The sequence below is a fragment of the Caballeronia sp. PC1 genome, from assembly GCF_021353155.1.
GTDB lineage: Bacteria > Pseudomonadota > Gammaproteobacteria > Burkholderiales > Burkholderiaceae > Caballeronia > Caballeronia cordobensis.
The window spans coordinates 2,573,981-2,597,378 of the sequence record NZ_JAJUBH010000001.1; the positions used below are offsets into that span (position 1 = coordinate 2,573,981).

22 protein-coding genes are annotated in these 23,398 nt (G+C 63.8%); 9 read left to right on the top strand and 13 right to left on the bottom strand.

All coding sequences use genetic code 11. The annotated features are described in order from the left end of the window. Nucleotides 1-76: 76 nt before the first annotated feature. From LY284_RS12300 to LY284_RS12325, 6 genes are all read right to left on the bottom strand, one after another. Nucleotides 77-2,191 (bottom strand): YadA family autotransporter adhesin, encoded by a 2,115-nt coding sequence (locus LY284_RS12300; protein WP_233386334.1) that lies wholly within the window; start codon nucleotides 2,189-2,191, stop codon nucleotides 77-79. 319 nt (nucleotides 2,192-2,510) lie between these two features. Continuing rightward, nucleotides 2,511-3,812: a solute carrier family 23 protein gene (locus LY284_RS12305; protein ID WP_045450178.1), complete on the bottom strand. Its 1,302-nt coding sequence runs from the start codon at nucleotides 3,810-3,812 to the stop codon at nucleotides 2,511-2,513. 162 nt (nucleotides 3,813-3,974) lie between these two features. Then, a complete protein-coding gene (locus tag LY284_RS12310) occupies nucleotides 3,975-5,534 on the bottom strand; it encodes a methyl-accepting chemotaxis protein (protein ID WP_233386336.1) in 1,560 nt (519 codons plus the stop codon). A gap of 508 nt (nucleotides 5,535-6,042) precedes the next feature. Continuing rightward, nucleotides 6,043-6,585: a response regulator transcription factor gene (locus tag LY284_RS12315; protein WP_014190132.1), complete on the bottom strand. Its 543-nt coding sequence runs from the start codon at nucleotides 6,583-6,585 to the stop codon at nucleotides 6,043-6,045. A 42-nt stretch (nucleotides 6,586-6,627) separates the two neighbouring features. Continuing rightward, nucleotides 6,628-7,923, bottom strand: coding sequence for an ATP-binding protein (locus LY284_RS12320; protein WP_233386338.1), 1,296 nt, complete (start codon nucleotides 7,921-7,923; stop codon nucleotides 6,628-6,630). Between the two features lie 114 nt (nucleotides 7,924-8,037). After that, entirely contained in the window at nucleotides 8,038-8,259 is a 222-nt protein-coding gene (locus LY284_RS12325; protein ID WP_233386346.1) for a cysteine-rich CWC family protein, read from the bottom strand. Nucleotides 8,260-8,390: 131 nt separating this feature from the next. Between LY284_RS12325 and argB the strand changes: the two genes are divergently transcribed. Next, nucleotides 8,391-9,290 carry an acetylglutamate kinase gene (gene argB, locus LY284_RS12330; RefSeq protein WP_014190130.1) on the top strand — a complete coding sequence of 300 codons (900 nt, stop codon included), beginning with the start codon at nucleotides 8,391-8,393 and terminating at the stop codon, nucleotides 9,288-9,290. Between the two features lie 49 nt (nucleotides 9,291-9,339). Continuing rightward, nucleotides 9,340-10,086 carry a pyrimidine 5'-nucleotidase gene (locus LY284_RS12335; protein WP_077156203.1) on the top strand — a complete coding sequence of 249 codons (747 nt, stop codon included), beginning with the start codon at nucleotides 9,340-9,342 and terminating at the stop codon, nucleotides 10,084-10,086. A gap of 21 nt (nucleotides 10,087-10,107) precedes the next feature. Here LY284_RS12335 and LY284_RS12340 read toward each other — a convergent pair whose 3' ends face one another. After that, nucleotides 10,108-10,428: a type II toxin-antitoxin system RelE/ParE family toxin gene (locus LY284_RS12340; protein WP_014190128.1), complete on the bottom strand. Its 321-nt coding sequence runs from the start codon at nucleotides 10,426-10,428 to the stop codon at nucleotides 10,108-10,110. Further along, entirely contained in the window at nucleotides 10,425-10,706 is a 282-nt protein-coding gene (locus LY284_RS12345) for a type II toxin-antitoxin system Phd/YefM family antitoxin (protein ID WP_045450173.1), read from the bottom strand. Before LY284_RS12345 ends, LY284_RS12340 begins: the two co-directional genes overlap by 4 nt. Before the next feature lie 308 nt (nucleotides 10,707-11,014). Here LY284_RS12345 and LY284_RS12350 point away from each other — a divergent pair, with 308 nt between their 5' ends. Genes LY284_RS12350 through LY284_RS12365 form a run of 4 tightly spaced genes read left to right on the top strand, consistent with a single transcriptional unit; the run spans nucleotide 11,015 to nucleotide 15,009 of the window. Further along, nucleotides 11,015-12,160 carry a homoserine O-acetyltransferase gene (locus LY284_RS12350; RefSeq protein ID WP_014190126.1) on the top strand — a complete coding sequence of 382 codons (1,146 nt, stop codon included), beginning with the start codon at nucleotides 11,015-11,017 and terminating at the stop codon, nucleotides 12,158-12,160. Then, nucleotides 12,157-12,765: a methionine biosynthesis protein MetW gene (gene metW, locus LY284_RS12355; protein WP_014190125.1), complete on the top strand. Its 609-nt coding sequence runs from the start codon at nucleotides 12,157-12,159 to the stop codon at nucleotides 12,763-12,765. The genes LY284_RS12350 and metW overlap by 4 nt, the downstream gene beginning before the upstream one ends. 46 nt (nucleotides 12,766-12,811) lie before the next feature. Beyond that, nucleotides 12,812-14,098 carry an AmpG family muropeptide MFS transporter gene (locus tag LY284_RS12360; protein WP_014190124.1) on the top strand — a complete coding sequence of 429 codons (1,287 nt, stop codon included), beginning with the start codon at nucleotides 12,812-12,814 and terminating at the stop codon, nucleotides 14,096-14,098. Beyond that, complete coding sequence (locus LY284_RS12365) at nucleotides 14,095-15,009, top strand: M48 family metallopeptidase (protein WP_041730044.1); 915 nt, start codon at nucleotides 14,095-14,097, stop codon at nucleotides 15,007-15,009. Before LY284_RS12360 ends, LY284_RS12365 begins: the two co-directional genes overlap by 4 nt. A 1-nt stretch (nucleotide 15,010) precedes the next feature. On the opposite strand, the gene LY284_RS12370 is transcribed toward LY284_RS12365, so the two are convergent. The 5 genes from LY284_RS12370 to gatC form a co-directional block, all read right to left on the bottom strand. Then, on the bottom strand, nucleotides 15,011-15,796 hold the full coding sequence (locus LY284_RS12370; RefSeq protein ID WP_014190122.1) for an exodeoxyribonuclease III: 786 nt from the start codon (nucleotides 15,794-15,796) through the stop codon (nucleotides 15,011-15,013). 25 nt (nucleotides 15,797-15,821) lie between these two features. Continuing rightward, nucleotides 15,822-16,661, bottom strand: coding sequence for a PPK2 family polyphosphate kinase (locus LY284_RS12375; RefSeq protein ID WP_014190121.1), 840 nt, complete (start codon nucleotides 16,659-16,661; stop codon nucleotides 15,822-15,824). An 85-nt stretch (nucleotides 16,662-16,746) separates the two neighbouring features. Then, the gene (gene gatB / locus LY284_RS12380) at nucleotides 16,747-18,222 is read right to left on the bottom strand and encodes an Asp-tRNA(Asn)/Glu-tRNA(Gln) amidotransferase subunit GatB (protein ID WP_014190120.1); all 1,476 of its coding nucleotides are present in this window, start codon (nucleotides 18,220-18,222) and stop codon (nucleotides 16,747-16,749) included. Beyond that, nucleotides 18,219-19,718: an Asp-tRNA(Asn)/Glu-tRNA(Gln) amidotransferase subunit GatA gene (gene gatA / locus LY284_RS12385; RefSeq protein ID WP_233386369.1), complete on the bottom strand. Its 1,500-nt coding sequence runs from the start codon at nucleotides 19,716-19,718 to the stop codon at nucleotides 18,219-18,221. Before gatA ends, gatB begins: the two co-directional genes overlap by 4 nt. Nucleotides 19,719-19,777: 59 nt before the next feature. Beyond that, nucleotides 19,778-20,077, bottom strand: coding sequence for an Asp-tRNA(Asn)/Glu-tRNA(Gln) amidotransferase subunit GatC (gene gatC / locus LY284_RS12390; RefSeq protein ID WP_014190118.1), 300 nt, complete (start codon nucleotides 20,075-20,077; stop codon nucleotides 19,778-19,780). Between the two features lie 376 nt (nucleotides 20,078-20,453). On the opposite strand from gatC, the gene LY284_RS12395 reads away from it, so the two are divergent. From LY284_RS12395 to mreD, 3 genes are all read left to right on the top strand, one after another. Then, nucleotides 20,454-21,497: a rod shape-determining protein gene (locus tag LY284_RS12395; protein WP_004189550.1), complete on the top strand. Its 1,044-nt coding sequence runs from the start codon at nucleotides 20,454-20,456 to the stop codon at nucleotides 21,495-21,497. A gap of 195 nt (nucleotides 21,498-21,692) precedes the next feature. Next, nucleotides 21,693-22,832 carry a rod shape-determining protein MreC gene (gene mreC / locus LY284_RS12400; RefSeq protein ID WP_077156196.1) on the top strand — a complete coding sequence of 380 codons (1,140 nt, stop codon included), beginning with the start codon at nucleotides 21,693-21,695 and terminating at the stop codon, nucleotides 22,830-22,832. Beyond that, nucleotides 22,829-23,341 carry a rod shape-determining protein MreD gene (gene mreD / locus LY284_RS12405; protein WP_014190116.1) on the top strand — a complete coding sequence of 171 codons (513 nt, stop codon included), beginning with the start codon at nucleotides 22,829-22,831 and terminating at the stop codon, nucleotides 23,339-23,341. The genes mreC and mreD overlap by 4 nt, the downstream gene beginning before the upstream one ends. Nucleotides 23,342-23,398 lie beyond the last annotated feature (57 nt).

A 23,398-nucleotide genomic window follows, 5' to 3' on the forward strand; every position in this document is an offset into this window, starting at 1 on the left:
TCGGTTGTCGAACCGATGGTGGCAAACAGCGCGGCATCGCCAACGCTTCGCGCGCCGATGCCGCATTCACGCCGCGTTACTCGAAAGTATGCGTCATGCCGACCACCACGCCGATATCCGGCGAGGACAGCGTCGGCGTCATCGTGAGACCGCCGTTGAAGCGCCAACGGCCGTTATCGGACGTGCTGCCGACACCAAGCGCAAGGCCCATCTGGTTATGGTAGTAGCCTGCGGCGGCGGCCGCCGACACCTTGCCGGGACGGTCGTCGTAACGCAGCCCCGCAATGGCGATGGCAGCCGCAGTTGCGCCGTACGACTTCTTCAGGTTGTCGTCCAGGCCGGATCTCAACTGGTTGACGTTGACGGCGTCGGTCCCGTTGATGCCCGGCGCGACGTTGGCGATGCGCCGCTCGCTCCCCGCCGATCCAACCGAAACCGTGTTGGCCTCCGTCGCCACCGAATTCGCACCGAGCGCGATGGAGTTGTCGGCGCGCGCATCGGCGCCCGTGCCGAACGCCGCGCTGTTCGCACCCGACGCCGTGCTGCCGCAGCCCGCGCTCAACGCATTCGCGCCGCTTGCGACGGGCGCGGTGCGTGTGTCCGGATTGCTGGTGATCCACCAGTTTGCCGCCCTGTTCTCCGCCTGCTGGAGTTGCGTCACGTTCACCGCGTCGGTAGCGGCTACGCCTGCCGCCACGTTGTGCAGACTGACCGGCGCACTGCTGTCGGGGCCGACGAGCGTGACATCGTTCGATACCGGCACGCCGGATGCGCCCAGCCCGACGGTTGGCGAAACCGCCATCGAATATTGCAGCGGCGCGTTGTTCTGCAAAGCCGCGAAGGCCGCGCCCGCGTTGTTCTGCGTCTGGCCGTACACGCTGTAGTTTGGCGCGCTGACCTTGCCGGTGGACGGGTCAAAAGCAGCGCCGCCGCCAAGAGCATCAGCCGTGCTGACAGCCAGTGTGCCGAGTTGCCCGACGTTCACCGCGTCGGTCACCACCACGCCTGCCGCCACGTTGTGCAGCGTGACCGGCGCGCTGCTGTTGGGACCGACGAGCGTGACATCGTTCGAGACCGGCACGCCGGATGCGCCTAGCCCGACTGTCGGCGCAGCAGCCGTCGAATATTGCAGCGGCGCGTTGTTCTGCAAAGCCGCGAGGGCCGCGCCCGCGTTGTTCTGCGTCTGCCCGTACACGCTGTAGATCGGTGCGTTGAATGCACCCGTCGACGGATCGAACGCTGCGCCGCCGCCCAGCGCCGCAGCAGCACCCGCGCCGAAGTTGTTGACCTTGAGGTCCTCGGCCTCAAGCGCCAGATTGGTCGCGTTCAGTTGAGAACCGTTCACGGCGTCCGTGCTCGTCGCGCTGATTCTCCCCGCCGCGACATTGGTCATGGTGCGCTCCGAACCGGCCGAGCCGATACTGACCACGCTCGTGGGAGCGGTTCCAGCAAAGGCATACGTGTGTCCGTTGATGGCCGCCGATGACGTCCCCACTGCGGTGTCCGTCACGCTTCCCGTGCCCAGCGCGATGTCGTTGGTATTGAGCGCGCGTGCGCCAACGCCAATCGATACGGTGTTGTCCTGAGCCGCCACGGCCTGCGCGCCAAAGGCCAGCGCGTATTTTCCGGAGGCGATGGCGCCCGACGTTTCGTCGCCGCCGAAGGCAAGTGCGCCGTATCCCGTCGCTTTCGACGATGCGCCGATCGACACCGCGAAGTCTCCCGTGGCCCACGTACCGGTGGAGTAGGGATGGCCGCCGATCGCTACGGAATTCTTGCCCGACGCCAGGGCCATGTCGCCGATCGCGACCTGAGACGCCGCGCCGGATGCATCGGCGCCGAATCCGAGTGCGACCGCTGAGCCGCCCGTCGCACTGTCGATGATCGCCTTCGCCCTGTTACCGATCGCCACGCTCGACCCCGCAACCGCGCCCGGCAAGTCGCCTGCCTGGGCGTTTGACCCGATCGCGATGGAACCGGGCGTGCCCGACGCATTGCTCGATGCATGCGCGCCGGGGCCGACCGCGATATCCGGGAATTGTGATGCCGTGCCGCCCGCAATCGCCGTCTGAGCTTGGCTTTCGGTTGCCCACAGCAAAGCCGCGGACGAGCACAGCGCGGCCGTCACACGGCGCCAGGCCGCATCTCGCAGCGCATCTTGATAGGTCTCGTATTTTGATCTGTAGTACATAATAATTATTTATCGTCTATCGGTTTTTTATCTTATAAATGAACGAATGGCCCGCTGCATGTCTTCCTGTCGCCCGGTTCGATTTGATATGGAAACCTAATCAATCTTACGAAACGACTGCAACGAGGCAGGAATTCGCCCGGAAGCACTTTAAGCCCTGGACTCGAAAGTGTCTAACCGGAATATTCCGAATGAAACGATAGGGAAAACGATGAACGCAGTCGCCGGCGGATCGGGCTATTTGCGTTGCGAAGAACTCGCGGAAGAAGGCACAACATCAAGCGGTCACGCGCGCGAAGGCACGCGTGACCGAGGCGCGTCAGATCACGCCCGACTCGCGTCTGCGTAGAGCGGCATAAAGAATAATCGCCCCAAACGTGGCAGTCCCGATGCCACCCAAAGCAAACCCGCCAAGCTTCAAAGTGAAATCCCCGGTCCCGAGCACGAGCGTCACCGCCGCGACAATCAGATTCCGGTTATCCGAAAAATCGACCTTATTGACAACCCAAATTCGCGCCCCGGTAACGGCGATCAGCCCGAACACCACAATCGACACGCCACCCAGCACCGGCCCGGGAATCGTCTGAATCACCGCGCCGAACTTCGGCGAAAACCCCAGCACGATCGCGAACAACGCCGCAATCACGAACACGAGCGTCGAATAAATCTTCGTGACAGCCATCACGCCGATATTCTCCGCGTAAGTCGTCACGCCCGTGCCGCCCGCGAAACCGGAAACGATCGTCGCGAGCCCGTCGCCGATAAACGCGCGTCCGATGTATTGATCGAGGCTCTTGCCCGTCATCGCGCCGACGGCCTTGATGTGCCCGAGATTCTCCGCGACGAGAATGATCGCGACCGGCGCGATCAGCGTCATCGCCGAGGCTTCGAACACGGGCGCGGTGAAATGCGGCATGCCGAACCACGCGGCGTTCGCGACGATCGTGAAATCGATCGGCTTGCCCATGCCCATGCCGTTGGTCAGCACCGCGTAAATGATGTAGGCGATCGCGAGGCCGATCAGAATCAGAAGACGCTGCGCCATGCCGCGCGCGAACACCGCGACGCCGCCCACGCACAGCACCGTGACGAGCGCCATCCACGATTCGAAACTGCTGCCCATCACGCCCTTCACGGCGATCGGCGCGAGATTCAGCCCGATCACGCAGACGATCGCGCCCGTGACCACCGGCGGCATCAGCGCTTCGATCCACTTCGTGCCGACCGCCGCGACGATCGCGCCGATGATCGCGTAAGCCACGCCGCACGCGATGATCCCGCCGAGCGCCACTCCGATGTTCATGTTCGGCCCATGCCCGCCGTAGCCCGTCACGGCGATCACGAGGCCGATGAACGCGAAGCTCGATCCGAGATAGCTCGGCACGCGCCCGCCGACCAGCACGAAAAACAGCAACGTGCCGATGCCCGACATGAAAATGCACAGATTGGGATCGAAGCCCATCAGGAGCGGCGCGAGCACGGTCGAGCCGAACATCGCGACGACGTGCTGAATGCCCATCGCGATCATCTGCGGCCAGGCGAGGCGCTCGTCGGGCGCGACGACGCGCCCCTCGCCGGCATCCGGCCGGACCGGCCAGCGCGGGAAATAGGAATCGGACATGGGGCGGGCCTCCTTCTCGGGCGGTGAAGCGCCGTCGATGCGGCGCGCGTGATGAAAAATCAGGCGCGAGTGTACGGAGCGTGCTGCCGGGTGGCAAGCGAGCCGATATTACGACCATTCGGCCGTCGTTCGCCCGCCACGTGTCATGTCCGGATCAGCGCCTCAGGCGCCGCGCTCCAGTTCGAAGACCGCGACGGCACGCTTCAGTTGCTCGGCCTGATCGGCCATCGCGCCCGCTGCGGCGGCGGCTTCTTCGACGAGCGCCGCGTTCTGCTGCGTCACCTGATCCATCTGCGCGACGGCGCGGTTCACCTGCTCGATGCCCGCGCTCTGTTCGTGCGACGCCGATGAAATCTGCGTCATGATGTCCGTCACGCGCTGCACGGCCTGCGTGACGTCGGCCATCGTCGAGCCCGCGCGCTCGGCGAGCGCCGCGCCGCTGTCCACGCGCGCCGTGGACGCTTCGATCAGTTCCTTGATCTCCTTCGCCGACGTCGCGCTGCGCTGCGCGAGCGAGCGCACTTCGCCCGCGACCACCGCGAAGCCGCGGCCTTCCTCGCCGGCGCGCGCCGCTTCCACGGCGGCGTTCAGCGCGAGAATATTGGTCTGGAACGCGATGCCCTCGATCACGGCGATGATGTCCGTCATGCGCTTGCTGCCCGACGCCAGTTCGCGCATGTTCTCCACCACTTCGCCGACGAGTTCGCTGCCGCGCGCCGACACGTCTGACGCGCCGCGCGCGAGGCCGCTCGCTTCGTCGGCATGGCTCGCGTTTTGACGCACGGTTTGCGTGAGCTGCTCCATGCTCGACGCGGTTTCCTCCAGCGAGGCCGCCTGCTCTTCCGTGCGCTGCGACAGATCGGTGTTGCCCTGCGCAATTTCCCTCGACGCGTGCAGGATCGAATCGCTCGAATGACGAATCCCGCCGACGATATCCGCGAGCTTCACGCTCATGTTGCCGAGGCTCGCGAGCATGCTGCTGTCGTCGCCGGGACGCGTGGCGACGCGCGTCGCCAAATCGCCGCGCGCGATGCGGTCGGCGATATCGGCCGCGTAGGCCGGCTCGCCGCCGAGTTGCGCGGACAGACGCCGGCCGATCAGCACCGCGAGCAGCGCGCCCGCCACCATCGCGGCGAAGACGAACGCCGGCATGACGACGCGCATCGTTTCGTATTCCGATGCCGCGTGATTGCGCGCCTCGGTCGCCCGCGTGCGCTTGAATTCGGCGAGGCGTTCGAGCGAGTCGCGCGCCGTCTCGCTTGCGGCGATCGCGCGCGCGACGAGGCCCATCTGATCGACGTCGATCGGCATGGGCTTCTTGCCCATCTGCATCAGCACGATGTCTTCCCACGCCGCGACGGATTTGCTCGCCGCATCGTAGCGCGCGATGCCCTCGGCGGAGCGCAAGGTCGGCCGCACACGCTCGAACGCGCTGTGCATGCTGTCGAGCGAGGCGGCCATGCCTGCTTTCAGCTTTTCCTTGCCGGTGTCGTCGGCGAAGGTCAGGTTCGCGGCGGCGAGATCCGTATTGAGCTTGTGCTTGTTGATTTCCTCGACCCAATAGAGGCCGTCCATGTGGCGCTCGCCGATTTCCTCGATCAGGCCGTTCATCTTCGCGAGCGAAACCACGCCGGTGGCGCCCACGCACGCGGTAAACAGAATCACCACCGCGAAAGACAGCAACAGCTTGCTGCGCACGGACAGCCGGTCAAACCATTTCATCGATTTCTCCTCTCGTCGGGCCGGACGGCGCTAGCCCGCCTCGTTCCGGTTCCACGCAAAAGCCAGCGCCCCGCAGACGACGCCCGCGGACGGCGCGGCGCAAACTCCGGTTCGCGCTCAAAGGGACTTTACGGCGCTCGTCTCGACTATCTTGAGCGCGGATGACGGGGATATCGCCGCGAGAATGAGGATGAAATATCGGCGAAAGAACAACGGAAGGTGAAACGAAAGAAATCCACTAATAACTGCCGAATGGCAGACAAAGTAAGTGGATTCTTAATTGGGAGTTTTCTTATATGGACGTCTGACGCTGCAACGTATGCTGTCTACGTGCGTGATCCATGTGACGCATGTAGTCGTTGCAACTCTCCGATTTCCGCCCTTGGCACCCGGCTTGGGCGGTTCTTTTTTGGGCGCTCGCTTTTCAGCGCAGCAGCAGCCGTCGCCCTTTCGCCGGTCTTCGAATAAAAGCATGCGCGAGCGCCTGTACGCCCGCGCGATAAACGCGTTACTGCCGCACCGGCTTCTTCGCCAGCTTGCGCTGCAGCGTGCGCCGATGCATGTTGAGCGCACGCGCCGTCGCCGAAATATTGCCGTTGTTCTCCGCGAGCGCGCGCTGGATATGTTCCCATTCGAGCCGCGCGACCGAGAGCAGCGTGGGATTTTCGATCGCTTCCTCGGCCGTCTGCTCGCTCGCCTGTTCGTGCAGCGCCGCGAGAATCGTTTCGACGTTCGCCGGCTTGGCGAGATAGTTGTCCGCGCCGTCCTTCACCGCCTGCACGGCCGTCGCGATGCTCGCGTAGCCCGTGAGCACGAGAATGCGCGCGTCGGGCTGAAGGTCGCGCAGCGGCGCGACGAGTCGCAGGCCGGAATCGTTGCCGAGGTGAAGATCGACCGTGATCTGGCCGAACTTGTGCTGGTTGGCGAGCTTCAGCGCTTCGTCGCCGTCGTGCGCCTGGTGCGTGGTGTAGCCGCGCCGTGTCAAGCCGCGCGCGAGAATGCCGGCGAAGACTTCGTCGTCGTCGATGATCAGAAAGTTGGTATCGCTCATTTTTTTCTCCGTAGTGCCGATGTGGCGCGCCTTGCTTCGAGTTCAGGCCGCGCTACTTCGTTCAGTTCCTGCCGCGTGCGCCGCCGCGACCGCGCCGCGATTCGGCAGCCGCAACACCGCGCATGTGCCGCGCGGCTTGTCATCGATCAGTTCGACCGATCCGGCGAGCCGCGCCGCCGCCGCGAACGCCAGATAAAGCCCGACGCCGTGACCGCCCTGTGTGCTGTCCACCGGTCCCGCGCCGAGCGAGGCGCGCAGCGCCGGCGGAATGCCCGGACCGCGATCGCACACGTCGAAGCGCACGTAATCCGTTGCGTCGATGTTTTCCAGCGACGCCTGCAACGTCACCGATTCGCTGCTCGCGCGCGCGGCGTTGTCGAGCAGAATCGTCAAAATTTGGCCGGCGGCCACTGCGTCGTCGATGGACGCATCCGCCGGGGTCTCGACGATCTTCGCGAACTTGACCTGCGGGTGCCGCAAGCGCCATTGCTCGATGAAGCTCGACAGCCATTCGTCGAGCGCCTGCCGGCTCGACGGCCCCGTCGCGCGGCTGCGCAGACGCGCAAGCGCCGACGTGCAAAGCGCCATTTGCTGTTCGAGCAGTTCGAAATCGGCCGCGTAGGGCGCGAGATTGCTGTCGTGCGCGGCGGAGTCGCGCAATTCTTCGGACAGCATCGCGATGGTCGAAAGCGGCGTGCCCATTTCATGCGCGACGGTCGCCGCCTGAACGCCGAGCGCGACCGCCCGCTCATCGCGCAGATGCCGCTGCTGGGCTTCGGCGAGCGCGGCGTCGCGCACCCGCAGCGCCCGCGACATGCGCGCGACGAACCAGCCGATCAGCCCGACGCTCACCATGAAGTTCATCCACAGGCCGGTGCGGAAATAATCGAAGAGATTCGCCGGATTCTCGATGTTGAGCGGCACGTAGTTATAGGACAGCACCGCGTAACAGGCGACGGCGAAGAGCGCGAGGCAGGCCATCATCGTCCAGGGCAGCACCGCGGCGGCGATCGCGAGCGATGGCAAATACAGCGTGACGAACGGATTGGTCGCGCCGCCCGACAGAAACAGCAGCGCCGAGAGCGCGCCGAGATCGACCAGCATCTGGCCGAACAGCTCCGAATTGGTCTCCGGCCGCGCCCGCGCGACGCGCAGCCACGTCAGTCCGTTGAAGATCATCTCGAGCGCGATCACGAGCAGCATCGCGGGCAGCGGGAGCTTCGCGCCGAAAAAGATCTGCACGACGGCGATGGTCGTCAACTGGCCGATGATCGCGAGCGAGCGAAGCCAGAAGAGATGGCCGAGATTGACCCGTCCGGTATTGGTTATGCGATGCATTGAGTCGAGTGTCCGATGATGCCGCCGCGTTCGTGCTTCATGCGACATTATCCCGCTTGCATCGGGCTAGCTGCGGCATCTGGCGCGATTTGTCGCACCTCGGCGCGCGGCCTGCTAATCGGCACGTGCCGCTCGCCCGAGCTGCGCCGCTAGACACGCGGGACACAGGCAGCCCGCGCCGGAACGCAGCGCATCGGCGGAAAGCGGGGGCAGCGTCGCGCACCAGCAGGTCTCGTCGCCCGCGAGCGTGCCGCAGCGGAACACCGCGCCGCAGCGCTCGCAGACCTGAGCGCCGGGCGCGTCGCGATCGATGTTTTCGCGGAGTGCCTTCATCATTTTGTCACCGGTCCGATCGAACCATGATCGCATGCCGGGCGCAGCGCCCGCACCGCGCATTTCCAAGCTGCTGCGCTGCGTCAGTCCTGTACAATTCGGCGTGTTTAAACGCCCTCGCCTTATTTGCCGCCATGTCCGAGCTCCCTGACCTCACGCAAATCGCGCCTACCCTGAAGGCTGAAATCCTGGCCGAGGCGCTGCCCTACATCCGTCAGTATCACGGCAAGACGGTCGTGATCAAATACGGCGGCAATGCCATGACCGAAGAGCGGCTGAAGCAGGGCTTCGCGCGCGATGTCATCCTGCTCAAGCTCGTCGGCATCAACCCGGTGATCGTGCACGGCGGCGGCCCGCAGATCGACCAGGCGCTGAAAAAAATCGGCAAGCAGGGCACCTTCATCCAGGGCATGCGCGTCACCGACGAAGAAACCATGGAAGTCGTCGAGTGGGTGCTCGGCGGCGAAGTGCAGCAGGACATCGTCACGCTCATCAATCATTTCGGCGGTCACGCGGTCGGCCTCACGGGCAAGGACGGCGGGCTGATCCACGCGCGCAAGCTACTCATGCCGGATCGCGATAATCCGGGCCAGTTCATCGACATCGGGCAGGTCGGAGAAGTCGAGGCGATCAATCCGGCGGTGGTGAAGGCGCTGCAGGACGACGCGTTCATTCCGGTCATCTCGCCGATCGGCTTCGGCGAGGACGGTCTTTCGTACAACATCAACGCTGATCTGGTCGCGGGCAAGCTCGCCGTCGTGCTGAACGCCGAAAAGCTCGTCATGATGACGAACATCCCCGGCGTGATGGACAAGGAAGGCAATCTGCTCACCGACCTTTCCGCGCGCGAGATCGACGCCCTCTTCGCCGACGGCACCATCTCCGGCGGCATGCTGCCGAAGATTTCCTCGGCGCTGGATGCCGCGAAGAGCGGCGTGCGCTCGGTGCACATCATCGACGGGCGTATTGAGCATTCGGTGCTGCTCGAAATTCTGACCGAGCAGCCGTTCGGCACGATGATCCGCTCGCATTGAGTTCGTTCCCGCCCCTCGAACGCCCGCCCAAGCGCGGGCGTTTTCATCCATGACCGCGCATCGCAAGTCCCGCCAGCGCCGCGTCAAGACACACGGCCCCGTCTGGCTCTTCGATCTCGACAACACGCTGCATCACGCGTCGCACGCGATTTTCCCGGCGATCAATCGCGGGATGACGCAGTACATCATGGACCGGCTGAACGTCGGTCTCGACGAAGCGAACCGGCTGCGCGTCGGCTACACGCTGCGCTACGGCGCGGCGCTGCTCGGGCTCGTGAAGCATCACGGCATCGATGCCGCCGATTTCCTGCGCGAAGTCCACACCTTCGCCGATCTTCCCTCGATGGTGCGCGCCGAACGCGGTCTCGGGCGCATGCTGCGCGCGTTGCCGGGCCGCAAGATCGTGCTGACCAACGGCCCGACGCTCTACGCGCGTTCTGTGCTCGCGGAACTGGGCATCGCGAAGCTGTTCGAGCGCGTGATCGCGATCGAGGACATGCGCCACGGCGACCGATGGCGCGCCAAGCCCGACGCGCCCATGCTGCGCCACGCCATGCGCCGCGCGCACGTGCGTCTCGACGACGCGATTCTCGTCGAGGATACGCACGGGCATCTGAAAAGCTATCGGCGGCTCGGCATTCGCACGGTGTGGATCGTCGGTCACTTGCCGGTCGGGCGCACGTCGAGCGGCGGGCTCTCCGTGCGCAAGCCGGGCGCGGGACGGCCGCATTACGTGGATCGCACCGTGCGGTCGCTGCGCGCGCTGACGCTCGGCATGCGCGGCCACGCGCTCTGACGCTTATCGCGCCGATTGCTTCTACATGCGAAACAACCGGCGCGCGAGGATGTCTTCGAGGTCCGAGCGCGCATCGACGACGAGATGCACGTAGATGATGTCGTCCTCGACCTTATAGACGATGCGATTCGTGCCGCTCGCGACTTCGTAATAGCCCGACATGCGAAAGTCGACGAGTTCGGGCGGCGTCGTGCCGTCGCGCGGCGCGGCTTCGATCTGCGCGATGCTGTCCGCGATCTTGTTGCGCGTGGCGGCCCAGGCCGTGCCGCCGAACTTGTTGATGACGTAGCGCCGGAAGTCCCGCAAGTCCTGCCTGACGGGGTCGAGGAAGACGGTTTTCACTTGATGCCTTCTTCGCGGTCCATGCGTTCGATTTCGGCGAAAACGTCGCTCGCGCTCGCGCACTGGCCGGCTTCGATGCTCCTCTGCCCCATCGCCAGAATCTTCAGCAGAGCGAGCGTCTGATGCACGTCCTCGTATGACTGCACGTCCTGCACGACGACCCGGCCTTCGCCGTTCTGCGTGATGAGCATCGGCTCGCGGCTCTCGACGATATTGCGGATCATCTCGGCCGCACGGCTCTTCAGGTGACTCAGCGGTCTGACGCGGCTCGGTTTCATCTCCGTTCACCGACACTGGAAACGATTAGTCAATATAGACGCTGGAACGCACCTCATCCAAGCCGGGGCGCAAGGCGCCGCAATTGGCGACGTTATTACGTTTTCCGCTATACTCCACCGCGAACGGGAATTTCTCGATCCTTTAAGTACGCGCCGATTTGCTGACTCGATTGCGGGCGCGCGAACCTCACTGCTCATGGCGCGAGGGTCACTATAAATGCGGCTAAAGAGGTCGTCAGCCGCGCTGCTCCGCTGTTCTCCCGCGCTTCGCCGACACCCGTTTAGCCGCTTGGTCAAAGGCGGAATGAATGGAATCGATCGGCATCGTCACGCCCCAAACACTGCGCTTCACCGAGCCGCTCGCCATGCAGAACGGCTCGTCGCTCGGCGACTACGAGCTCGTCGTCGAAACCTATGGCGAGCTCAATGCCGCGCGCTCGAACGCGGTGCTCGTCTGTCACGCGCTCAATGCTTCGCATCACGTCGCGGGCATTCATGCCGATAATCCCAAGAACGTCGGCTGGTGGGACAACATGGTCGGACCGGGCAAGCCGCTCGACACGAACCGCTTCTTCGTCATCGGCGTCAACAATCTCGGCTCGTGTTTCGGTTCGACGGGGCCGATGAGCATCGACGCATCGACCGGCAAACCGTATGGCGCGAGCTTTCCCGTCGTTACGGTCGAGGACTGGGTGAACGCGCAGGCGCGCCTTGCCGACCGCTTCGGCATCGAGCGTTTCGCCGCGGTGATGGGCGGCAGCCTCGGCGGCATGCAGGCGCTCGCGTGGAGCATGATGTATCCGGAACGGCTCGCGCATTGCATCGTGGTGGCGTCGACGCCCAAGCTCTCCGCGCAGAACATCGCGTTCAACGAAACGGCGCGCTCGGCGATTCTCTCCGATCCCGATTTCCACGGCGGCGATTACTATGCGCACGGCGTGAAGCCGCGCCGCGGTTTGCGCGTGGCCCGCATGATCGGCCACATCACGTATCTGTCGGACGACGACATGGCCGCGAAATTCGGCCGCGCGCTGCGCCGTGCCGAAGGCGCGCTCGACGCGTACAACTTCAATTTCGATGTCGAATTCGAAGTGGAATCGTATCTGCGCTATCAGGCCGACAAGTTCGCCGAATACTTCGACGCCAATACCTATCTGCTGATCACGCGCGCGCTCGATTATTTCGATCCCGCCAAAGCCTTCGACGGCGATCTCACGAGAGCGCTCGCCAGCACGCAGGCGAAATACCTCGTCACGAGCTTCACGACCGACTGGCGTTTTGCGCCGGCGCGCTCGCGCGAAATCGTCAAGGCGCTGCTCGACAACAAGCGCACCGTGAGCTATGCGGAAATCGACGCGCCGCACGGCCACGACGCCTTCCTGCTCGACGACGCGCGCTATCACAACCTGATGCGCGCCTACTACGAACGCATCGCCACGGAGATCGGCGCATGAACCAGAACACGCTTGATTCGCTCGCGCTGCGCTCGGACTTTCGCGCGATCGCCCGCTGGGTCGAACCGCGCTCGACCGTGCTCGATCTCGGTTGCGCCGACGGCTCGTTGCTCTCGCTGCTCGGCGAGGAGCTCGAAGTGAAGGGTTACGGCATCGAGATCAACGACGCCGGCGTGCTCGCGTGCGCGCAAAAGGGCGTCAACGTGATCCAGCAGAATCTCGAAGACGGCCTGCGGCTTTTCGAAGACGACAGCTTCGACTTCGCGATCCTCTCGCAAACGCTGCAGACGATTCACCAGACCGCCGCGATCCTGCGCGAGACAGTGCGCGTCGGACGCCAGTGCATCGTGTCGTTTCCGAACTTCGGTTACTGGCAGCATCGGCTTTCGGTGATTCAGGGTCGCATGCCGGTGTCGAAATCGCTGCCGTATCAATGGCATAACACGCCGAACGTGCGCGTGCTGACGATCAAGGACTTCGAGGCGCTCGCGCCGGAAGTCGGCATCGAAATTCTGGATCGCGTGGTGCTGCACGACGGGCAACCGGTCCGTTGGGGCGCGAACTGGCGTGGTAGTCTTGCGGTCTATCGCGTGAAGCGCCGGTAACGTTGACCGGCGGCTCACGCATCGACAACCGCCGGTTACTCACGATATGCCCGATACGCCACACGAGGCGCCCGCTCTAACTGCTCACGAAGATCATCCTGGCTGGCGCGCGTTTCTCAACACGCGCATCCTTATTTGCGTCTTTCTCGGCTTCACGTCCGGATTGCCGCTCTTCACGCTCTACAGCCTGCTGCAGGCGTGGCTCACGACCGCGCACATCAACGTCAAGGAAATCGGCCTGTTCGCGCTGATCGGCCTGCCGTATACGTGGAAGTTCGTCTGGTCGCCGCTCATGGACCGCTATATTCCGCGCTATCCGGGCTGGCGTCCGGGCAGGCGGCGCGGCTGGATGTTTGCGACGCAAATCCTCGTGATGATCGCCATCGGCTCGTTCGGGTTCTTCTCGCCCGCGGAGAACCTGTGGACGGTCGCCGCGATCGCCGCGCTCGTCGCGTTCTTCGGCGCGAGTCAGGACATCGTTATCGATGCCTACCGCCGCGAACTCCTCGCCGATACCGAACAAGGGCTCGGCAACGCGGTGCACGTCAATGCATACAAGGTCGCGGGTCTCGTGCCCGGTTCGCTGTCGCTGATTCTCGCGGGCTTTCTGCCGTGGAAGACGGTGTTTCTGATTACCGCCGCGTTCATGATTCCGGGCATCATCATGACGCTCGTCGTGAAGGAGCCGCAGATTCACGGCGCGCCGCCGAAGAATCTGCGCGAGGCGATCGTCGAGCCATTTCACGAGTTCGTTACGCGCGACGGCTGGCGCTCGGCGCTCGTCGTGCTCGGCTTCATCTTTCTCTACAAGCTCGGCGATACGATGGCGACCGCGCTCGCCACCAAGTTCTTCATCGACGTCGGCTTTTCGCTTGCGCAGATCGGCGTGATCGCGAAGGCGGTCGCGTTCTGGGCGAGCATCGCGGGCGGCTTGCTCGGCGGCATCGCGCTGGTGAAGATCGGCATCGCGCGCGGGCTGTGGATCTTCGGCGTGCTGCAGATCATCGCGACGCTGGGCTTCGCGTGGCTCGCGAAGATCGGGCCTTCGCCAGTCGCGCTCGGGGTGCTGTACGGCTTCGAAACCTTCGCCACGGGTCTCACGCTCGCCACGTTCACGGCATACATCGCCAGCACGACGGACCCGCGTTACACCGCGACGCAATTCGCGCTGTTCACGAGCCTCGCGGCCGTGCCGCGCACGTTCGCGGCGGCGGGCAGCGGCTATATCGTCGCTGAGACGGGATGGTTTCCGTACTTCCTGATCTGCGTCGCGCTGTCCATTCCGGGCATGTTACTGTTGCCGAAAATCGCGCCCTGGAGAACTCAACGATGACGGTTTCCTTCACGCTTCGCGCCTTGGTTTGCGCCGTGACATGGGCGTCGCTCGCGCCTTTGTCCGCGCAGGCCCAGGACGAACCGAAGACGCCGCCGCCCTACTCCGCGCCGAACAACCAGATCCGCTTCGGCAATACGGCGCTCTTTCGCAACCTGATCCCGCCCGCGACGCTCGAAGCGCAGTCCGCCGAGGAATACGCGCAGGTCATCCACGACGCGGAGCGCAACAAGACATTGCTTCCCGACAGCAACCCGCTCGTAAAGCGCGTGCGCGATATCGCGAATCACGAGATTCCGTTCGCGCTCAAATGGAACGATCGCGCGAAGAACTGGAAGTGGGAGATCAACGTCATCAAGTCGCCCGAAGAGCGCATGGTCTGTCTGCCGGGCGGGAAGATCATCGTGTATAGCGGGCTTATCGACAAGCTGCGGCTGAACGACAACGAGGTCGGCATGATGATCGGCCACGAGATCGCGCATGCGTTGCGCGAACACGCGCGCGAGCGGCTCGGGCGGCAGCAGGCGGCGCAGCTTTCGTCGGGCGGCATGCCGCAGCTTTTCGGCTTTTCGAACTACGCGTCGCAACAGCCGGACATCGGCGACGAGTTGCTTTCGATGCGCTATTCCCCCGCCGACGAAACCGAAGCCGATGTGATCGGCAGCGAGATCGCGTCGCGCGCGGGCTACGATCCGCGCGCGGCCGTCACGTTGTGGAACAAGATCGATTCGGCCACGCGCCGCGACGACGACGGTTTCGTCTGGCTGCATCCGTACGGGCCGGATCGCAGGCAGGACCTGCTCAAGCGCATGTCGGACATGATGCCGCTCTACGCGAAGGCGCTCGGCAAGAGCATCGATGCCTTGCCGAACTATGCGGGCATGGGCCGGTTCAAGAAACCGGGACGGTGATTCACTTCTTCTTGCCTGGCTTCCAGTCGTAATCGATCGTCAGCGGCGCATGGTCGCTGAACTTGATGTCGCGGAAAATCGACGTCGTCTTCGCGGTCGCGGCGATTTCCTTCGTCGCGATCTGATAGTCGATACGCCACCCGACGTTCTTCGCATACGCCTGGCCGCGATTGCTCCACCACGTGTACTGCTCGGGACGCTGATCGAGCGTGCGAAACACATCGACATAACCGACATCGTCGAACAGCTTCGTGAGCCACTCGCGCTCTTCCGGCAGACAGCCTGAATTCTTCTGGTTGCTCTTCCAGTTCTTGATGTCGATTTCCTTGTGCACGATGTTCACGTCGCCGCACAGAATGACTTCGCGCTCCTTCGACAACTCGGCGAGATGCGGCATGAACTCGTCCATGAAGCGATACTTCGCCTGCTGCCGCTCGTCGCCGCTGGACCCCGACGGCACGTACACCGACACCACGGAGAGCTTGCCGAAGCGCGCTTCCACGTAGCGCCCTTCCGGATCGAACTCTTCGGAACCGAAACCGATGATCACATCGTCCGGCTCATGACGCGTATAGAGGCCCGCGCCGCTGTAGCCCTTCTTCACCGCGTGCTGGAAATAGCCTTGAAAACCGTGCGGCGCGAGAAACTCGGGCGTCAGGTCGTCCTGCGAGCATTTGATTTCCTGCACGCACACCACGTCGGATTTCTGCTCGCCGAACCAGTCGAAAAAGCCCTTCTTGGCGGCCGATCGAATGCCGTTCAGATTGGCGGTAATCACGCGAAACATACGCTTCCTTTTGTTTTGATTGGATTTACTCGACCTTCACGCCTTTCAGCGATTCCTTGGCCGGCGGATATTCGAGCTTCATGCCCTGCAAGGTGCGCAACAGCAGTTCGGCGACCATCACGTTGCGATGCGTCTTCGAATCGGCCGGAATGATGTACCACGGCGCGTATTCCGTCGAAGTCGCGGCGAGCGCATCGGCGTAGGCCGACTGATAGGCGTCCCACTGCTTGCGCGCATCGAGATCGGAGACATCGAACTTCCAGTGCTTGGTCGGATCGTCGATGCGCGCCTGCAGGCGCTCGCGCTGCGTGTCCTTCGAAATATGCAGCATGCATTTGACGATGGTCGTGCCGGTATCCGCGAGCAGCGATTCGAACTCGCGAATGTGCCGGTAACGCCGCTCGCATTCGTCCTCGTCGATCGCCTTGAGCACGCGCGGCACAAGCACGTCTTCGTAATGGCTGCGGTTGAAGATCGCGAACTCGCCGGCCATCGGCGCCTGCGCGTGGACGCGCCAGAGGAAGTCGTGCGCCGCCTCGCGCTCGGACGGCGCGCGAAACGGCACGATGCGCAAGCCGAGCGGATCGACGTTCTGAAACACCGCGCGCACGGTGCCGTCCTTGCCGCTCGTGTCCATGCCCTGCAGTACGAGCAACACGCGCTGACGGCGCTGCGCGTGCAGCTTTTCCTGCAGCTCGTCGAGCTGTACGCCGATGGCGTCGAGCCGCGCGCGGTCGGCGTCTTTCGAGCCTGTGGAAAACGGCTTCGCGGCGGAATCGATGGAAGTCAGATCGAACGGCTTGAGCTTCTTGCCGCTTTCGAAGAAAGGCACGCGGAAGTCGTCGAGTTCGGATTTCTTTGCCATGTTTCTTGTTCTTGCGTTCGCCAATAAAAAACGGGCTGCTGCCAGGCTCAACCGGCAGCAGCCCGTTCTGGAAGACATCGAGCGATCAGGATAGCTTTTTCTTCAGCAGCTCGTTGACCTGCTGCGGATTCGCCTTGCCTTTGGTCGCCTTCATCGCCTGGCCGATCAGCGCGTTGAACGCCTTCTCCTTGCCCGCGCGGAATTCATCGACCGATTTCTGATTGGCCGCGAGCACCTCGTCGATGATCGCTTCGAGCGCGCCGGTGTCCGAAATCTGCTTCAGGCCCTTCGCCTCGATGATGCGATCCGCGGCCGCGTCGTCGGTCGCCTTCTCTTCCCAGATCGTCTGAAAGATGTCCTTCGCGATCTTGTTCGAGATGGTGCCGTCGGCGATGCGCTGCAGAATCAGCGCGAGTTGCGCAGCCGACACCGGCGATTCGCCGATATCGAGCGATTCGCGGTTCAGTTGCGCGGAGACGTCGCCCATCATCCAGTTCGCGGCGATCTTGGCCTGGCTTTCGCCTGCTTTCTGCACGAGCGCCTCGAAGTACGACGCCATCGCCTTCGACGAAGTCAGCACGCCCGCGTCGTACGGCGTCAGGCCGTAGGTATCGACGAAACGCTTCTGCATGTCCGCCGGCAGTTCGGGCATCTCGCCCTTCACGCGCTCGATCCACGATGCATCGATCACGAGCGGCATCAGGTCCGGGTCCGGGAAATAGCGGTAATCGTGCGCGTCTTCCTTGCTGCGCATCGAGCGCGTTTCGCGCTTGTCCGGATCGTAAAGACGCGTTTCCTGAACCACCGTGCCGCCATCTTCGATCAGCTCGATCTGACGGCGCACTTCGTACTGGATCGCCTCTTCGAGGAAGCGGAACGAGTTGAGGTTCTTGATTTCGGCGCGCGTGCCGAATTCCTGCTGGCCCACCGGACGCACCGACACGTTCGCATCGCAGCGGAACGAGCCTTCCTGCATGTTGCCGTCGCAGATGCCGAGCCACACGACGAGACCGTGCAGCGCCTTCGCATACGCGACCGCTTCCGCGGCGCTGCGCATTTCCGGCTCGGTGACGATCTCGAGCAGCGGCGTGCCCGCGCGGTTCAGGTCGATGCCCGTCATGCCCGCGAAGTCTTCGTGCAGCGACTTGCCGGCGTCTTCTTCCAGATGCGCGCGCGTCAGGTTGATGGTCTTCGAATACGCTTCCTTGCCGGCCTTCTCGTTGGCCGGAACCTGGATCGTGATCGTGCCGCCCTGCACGACCGGAATCTCGTACTGGCTGATCTGATAGCCCTTCGGCAGATCCGGATAGAAGTAGTTCTTGCGCGCGAAGATGCTGCGCGGCGCGATGTGCGAGCCGATCGCGAGACCGAAGCGAATCGCGCGCTCGACGGCGCCGCGGTTCATCACGGGCAGCACGCCGGGCAGCGCCAGATCGACGGGGCTCGCCTGCGAGTTCGGGCTCGCGCCGAACTGCGTGGGCGCGCCCGAAAAAATCTTGGAGACGGTCGAAAGCTGCGCGTGCGTTTCCAGACCGATGACGACTTCCCACTGCATGTTCATTCTCCCGACATCGAGGCTGAAGGCGCCTTGCGGTGCCAGTCGGTCGCGCGCTGGAACGCGTCGGCGACCTGAAGCATCCGGGCTTCGTTGAAATAATTGCCGACGATCTGCAAGCCGACCGGCCGATTCGCATGCGCGCCCGCGCCGAAGCCGCACGGCACGCTCATGCCCGGCAGGCCCGCGAGGCTCACGGAGAGCGTGTAGATATCGGCGAGATACATCTGCACGGGATCGTCGGTCTTTTCACCGAGATTCCACGCCACCGACGGCGCGACCGGTCCCATGATCACGTCGCACTGCTTGAACGCTTCCTGGAAATCGCGCGCGATGATGCGGCGAATCTTCTGCGCCTGCAGGTAGTACGCGTCGTAGTAGCCGTGCGACAGCACGTAGGTGCCGACGAGAATGCGCCGCTTCACTTCCGGGCCGAAGCCCTCCGCGCGCGACTTCTTGTACATGTCGAGCAGGTCTTTGTACTGCGCGGCGCGATGCCCGTAGCGCACGCCGTCGAAGCGCGACAGATTCGACGATGCCTCCGCCGGCGCGATGATGTAGTACACGGGAATCGAAAGCTCGGTCTTCGGCAGCGTCACTTCGACAAGTGTGGCGCCGAGCGCTTCGTATTGCTTCAGCGCTGCGTCGATGGCGGCGCGCACGTCGTCCGCGAGACCGGCGCCGAAGTATTCCTTCGGCATGCCGATGCGCAAGCCTTTCAGCGGCTTCGAAGCGTCGTCATCGCTCCAGTTCTTGCCGAGGTAACGCGTGTAGTCTTCGTTCTCGCGTTGCAGGCTCGTCGAGTCGCGCTCGTCGAAGTCGCCCATCGCGTTGAGCAGGAGCGCGCAATCCGCGGCGGTTTGCGCCATCGGCCCGGCCTGATCCAGCGACGATGCGAACGCGATCATGCCGTAACGCGAAACGCGGCCGTACGTGGGCTTGATCCCGGTGACGCCCGTGAACGACGCGGGCTGGCGAATCGAGCCGCCGGTGTCGGTGCCGGTCGCGGCGGGCGCGAGACGCGCGGCCACCGCCGCCGCCGAGCCGCCCGACGAGCCGCCCGGAACGGCCTTCAGGTCCCACGGATTCTTCACCGCGCCGAAGTACGAATTCTCGTTCGACGAGCCCATCGCGAACTCGTCCATATTGGTCTTGCCGAGCGTGACCATGCCGGCCGCCTTCAGACGATCGACGACGGTCGCATCGAACGGGCTCGTGTAGTTTTCGAGCATGTGCGAGCCGGCCGTCGACGCAAAGCCGCGCGTCACGAACACGTCCTTGTGCGCGATCGGCAGGCCGGTCAGCGCGCCCGCGCGACCTTGCGTGATGAGCGCGTCGGCGGCCTTCGCCTGGTCGAGCGTGATATCGCGATCGACGCTGATGAACGCATTCAGCGCCTTCGCGGCCTCGATGCGTTGCAGATACGACTGCGCCAGCTCGACGGCGGAGATGTCCTTCGAGTCGAGCGCGGCGCGCAGTTCGGTCAAGCTTTTTTGATGCATTGCAGTTCCCTGATGAGCGCGGCACCCCGTGCCGCGCGCTTCTGCTGAAAATTCGACGGTTACTCGATGACTTTCGGCACGAGATACAGCCCGTCCTGCACGGCGGGCGCCGAGCGTTGGAACTCTTCGCGCTCGACACGCTCTGAGACAGCGTCGTCACGCAGGCGCAGCGCGACTTCCTCGATTGCGTCGATCGGATGCGCGAGCGGCTCGATGCCGGTCGTATCGACGGCCTGCATCTGCTCGACGAGACCGAAGAATTCGTTGAGCCGCGCGAGCGTGGGCTCGGCTTCGTGCTCGGGCAATTCGAGCCGCGCGAGGTGCGCGATGCGTTTTACGTCGGTCAGGGTCAAAGACATGGAATCACCGGAGAAAGCGTGGACGGCCCCAGATTCGAAAACATTCGCTGCAACAGCAAGTTACGATCTTGAAAGGAGCCCTCGAAAACAGGTTCGGCGATGGCAAAAACTGCCATCCTTTTCCTATAGATGCCCACAAATTATAAGGTATCATTACACGTTCGACTCACCTCCGGATCGCTCTGCCAGCGGCTTTCTCCCTGAATCAGTCAATTGCGAGAAACGTTTGCGTACGGCGTTCCATTCTGCGGTAGATTTCATCCCGGATTTGCCCTTCACGGCGAGTGTTCGCCGCTGCGGCAAACCGTTATTTTTTCCGCTGCCGTCCCCGGCGCTTCTCGCGACGAACGGCCACCCAGCGAGACAGGATTTTTGAATGTTCGGTTTTTTGCGCAGCTATTTCTCCAACGACCTGGCGATTGACCTCGGCACCGCCAACACGCTGATCTACATGCGCGGCAAGGGCATCGTTCTGGATGAACCCTCGGTCGTTTCGATTCGCCAGGAAGGCGGCCCCAACGGCAAGAAGACCATTCAGGCGGTCGGCAAGGAAGCCAAGCAAATGCTCGGCAAGGTGCCGGGCAACATCGAGGCCATCCGCCCGATGAAGGACGGCGTGATCGCCGACTTCACCGTCACCGAGCAGATGATCAAGCAGTTCATCAAGACCGCTCACGAATCCCGCATGTTCTCGCCGTCGCCGCGCATCATCATCTGCGTGCCGTGCGGGTCCACGCAGGTCGAGCGCCGCGCGATCAAGGAAGCGGCGCACGGCGCGGGCGCATCCCAGGTCTATCTGATCGAAGAGCCGATGGCCGCCGCGATCGGCGCGGGCCTGCCGGTGTCGGAAGCAACGGGCTCGATGGTCGTCGACATCGGCGGCGGGACCACGGAAGTCGGCGTCATCTCGCTCGGCGGCATCGTGTACAAGGGCTCCGTGCGCGTCGGCGGTGACAAGTTCGACGAGGCCATCGTCAACTACATCCGCCGCAATTACGGCATGCTGATCGGCGAGCAGACCGCCGAAGCCATCAAGAAGGAAATCGGTTCCGCGTTCCCTGGCTCGGAAGTCAAGGAAATGGAAGTCAAGGGCCGCAACCTGTCCGAAGGCATTCCGCGCAGCTTCACCATTTCGAGCAACGAAATCCTCGAAGCGCTGACGGATCCGCTGAACCAGATCGTGTCGTCGGTGAAGATCGCGCTGGAACAGACGCCGCCGGAACTCGGCGCGGACATCGCCGAGCGCGGCATGATGCTGACGGGCGGCGGCGCGCTTCTGCGCGACCTCGACCGCCTGCTCGCGGAAGAAACCGGTCTGCCGGTGCTCGTCGCCGAAGATCCGCTGACCTGCGTGGTGCGTGGCTCGGGCATGGCGCTCGAACGCATGGACAAGCTCGGCAGCATCTTCTCGTACGAGTGATCCTCCCGTTGAAGACTTTCGCTCCTTCATCGGGCGCAATGTGCTTCGACGCGACCCGCACGAGCATCCGCGTAACGCGACGCGCGCACGACCCGGCATGTGTCCGGGTCGTTGTCGGAACAGCGTAGGGCAGGTTTCGCCGCCGGCGAAATAACCTGCAGCATTGTCCATCCGTTCACGCCCTCGGCGCCGACCATGGAATACAGTCCGCCGCCACTTTTCAAGCAAGGCCCCTCCGCGCTCGCGCGCCTGATTTTCTTCGTGGTGCTCGCCATCGCGCTGCTCATCTCGGATGCTCGCTTCAGCACGCTCGAAATCGTTCGCGGCATGCTCGGCGCGGGACTCTACCCGCTGCAGCGCGCGGCGCTCGTGCCGCGGGACATCTTCATGGGCGCGGCGGACCTCGCCGTGACGAGCGCAACCTTGCGCAGCGAAAACGCGAAGCTCGCCGACAAGAACCTCGAACTCTCCGTGAAGGCCGGCGATGCGGCGCAACTCGCCATCGAGAACGCGCATCTGCGCGCGCTCCTGACCCTGCAATCGCGCGCGACCACCGACGAGACGCCCGCCGAAATCCAGTACGACACGCGCGATCCGTTCACGCAGAAGGTCGTCATCGGCAAGGGTTCGCAACAGAACATCCAGGATGGCGCACCGGTCGTCACCGAAGACGGCGTCATCGGCCAGGTCACGCGCGTGTTTCCGTTGCAATCGGAAGTCACGCTGCTCACCGACAAGGATCAGGCCGTGCCCGTGCAGATCGCGCGCACCGGCTTGCGCAGCGTGATCTACGGCACGCCGAAGGGCGACACGCTCGATTTGCGCTTCGTGCCGATCAGCGCCGATGTGCAAGCGGGCGACGAACTCGTGACGAGCGGCCTCGACGGCATCTATCCGCCGGGCCTGCCGGTCGCGAAGGTGCTGCGCGTCGACAAGCAGGCGGACACGGCGTTCGCGCGTGTTGTCTGCGTGCCGATCGCCGCCGTGCGCGGCACGCGTCAGTTGCTCGTGCTGCATTACAACCTGAACGTCCCGCCGAATCCGATCGAAGTCGAAGCGGCCGCGGCCGCCAAGGAAGCGAAGGAAAACAAGGGCAAGAAGAAGGCCGCGCCGAAGGCGGCGGCCGCGGCGGGCGCGAGCGGCGCATCCGCGGTGGCGGGAGCCTCGGCTCCGGCGGCCGGGTCCGCGCCCGCAGCGGCGGCGGCGCCTGCCGCGAAACCCGCGCCGGCATCCGCGCCCAAGGCGGCCGCGGCCAAAGCGGCATCGAATGCGGCGGCGAAACCGTCGAAGAAGGCGCAAGCGCCAAAACCCGCATCCTCGGGAGCCGCGCGATGAACCGTCCGCAATACATCCTTCAGCCGGTCAATCCGTACTTCATCACGTTCAGTCTCGCGGCCGCGTTCCTGCTGAATCTGATGCCCTGGGGACGGCTCATCGGCGTGCCGGATTTCGTCGCGCTCGTGCTGCTGTTCTGGAACGTGCACCAGCCGCGCAAAGTCGGCATGGGCATCGCGTTCATGCTCGGCATCCTGATGGACGTGCATAACGCGAATCTGCTCGGCGAGCATGCGCTGGCTTACACGCTTCTTTCGTACGGCGCGATTACGATCCACCGCCGCGTGCTGTGGATTTCGCTGCCCGTGCAGATGTTCGTCGTCGCGCCGCTGCTCGTGGGCGCACATCTCGTGCCGTTCATCATTCGCCTGATGACGGGCGCCGCGTTCCCTGGCTGGAGCTATCTGATCAACGGGTTCGTGGAAGCGCTGCTCTGGCCGATCGCGAGCTTCCTCTTGCTCATGCCGCAGCGGCGCGCCGCCGATCCGGACGACACGCGCCCGATCTGAGCATGACAGCGCGCGATCCATCGCCGGATAAACGCACGCGCGCGAACTACACTTGAA

Coding starts and splice junctions, on each gene's coding strand:
- mreC (WP_077156196.1), top strand. CDS start 21,693: ATGGAATACAGTCCGCCGCCACTTTTCAAGCAAGGCCCCTCCGCGCTC.
- LY284_RS12360 (WP_014190124.1), top strand. CDS start 12,812: ATGCCCGATACGCCACACGAGGCGCCCGCTCTAACTGCTCACGAAGAT.
- LY284_RS12345 (WP_045450173.1), bottom strand. CDS start 10,706: ATGAAACCGAGCCGCGTCAGACCGCTGAGTCACCTGAAGAGCCGTGCG.
- LY284_RS12335 (WP_077156203.1), top strand. CDS start 9,340: ATGACCGCGCATCGCAAGTCCCGCCAGCGCCGCGTCAAGACACACGGC.
- gatA (WP_233386369.1), bottom strand. CDS start 19,718: ATGCATCAAAAAAGCTTGACCGAACTGCGCGCCGCGCTCGACTCGAAG.
- LY284_RS12310 (WP_233386336.1), bottom strand. CDS start 5,534: ATGAAATGGTTTGACCGGCTGTCCGTGCGCAGCAAGCTGTTGCTGTCT.
- LY284_RS12320 (WP_233386338.1), bottom strand. CDS start 7,923: ATGCATCGCATAACCAATACCGGACGGGTCAATCTCGGCCATCTCTTC.
- LY284_RS12365 (WP_041730044.1), top strand. CDS start 14,095: ATGACGGTTTCCTTCACGCTTCGCGCCTTGGTTTGCGCCGTGACATGG.
- gatB (WP_014190120.1), bottom strand. CDS start 18,222: ATGAACATGCAGTGGGAAGTCGTCATCGGTCTGGAAACGCACGCGCAG.
- LY284_RS12350 (WP_014190126.1), top strand. CDS start 11,015: ATGGAATCGATCGGCATCGTCACGCCCCAAACACTGCGCTTCACCGAG.
- LY284_RS12300 (WP_233386334.1), bottom strand. CDS start 2,191: ATGTACTACAGATCAAAATACGAGACCTATCAAGATGCGCTGCGAGAT.
- mreD (WP_014190116.1), top strand. CDS start 22,829: ATGAACCGTCCGCAATACATCCTTCAGCCGGTCAATCCGTACTTCATC.
- LY284_RS12375 (WP_014190121.1), bottom strand. CDS start 16,661: ATGGCAAAGAAATCCGAACTCGACGACTTCCGCGTGCCTTTCTTCGAA.
- LY284_RS12370 (WP_014190122.1), bottom strand. CDS start 15,796: ATGTTTCGCGTGATTACCGCCAATCTGAACGGCATTCGATCGGCCGCC.
- gatC (WP_014190118.1), bottom strand. CDS start 20,077: ATGTCTTTGACCCTGACCGACGTAAAACGCATCGCGCACCTCGCGCGG.
- LY284_RS12395 (WP_004189550.1), top strand. CDS start 20,454: ATGTTCGGTTTTTTGCGCAGCTATTTCTCCAACGACCTGGCGATTGAC.
- LY284_RS12315 (WP_014190132.1), bottom strand. CDS start 6,585: ATGAGCGATACCAACTTTCTGATCATCGACGACGACGAAGTCTTCGCC.
- LY284_RS12325 (WP_233386346.1), bottom strand. CDS start 8,259: ATGATGAAGGCACTCCGCGAAAACATCGATCGCGACGCGCCCGGCGCT.
- LY284_RS12305 (WP_045450178.1), bottom strand. CDS start 3,812: ATGTCCGATTCCTATTTCCCGCGCTGGCCGGTCCGGCCGGATGCCGGC.
- metW (WP_014190125.1), top strand. CDS start 12,157: ATGAACCAGAACACGCTTGATTCGCTCGCGCTGCGCTCGGACTTTCGC.
- argB (WP_014190130.1), top strand. CDS start 8,391: ATGTCCGAGCTCCCTGACCTCACGCAAATCGCGCCTACCCTGAAGGCT.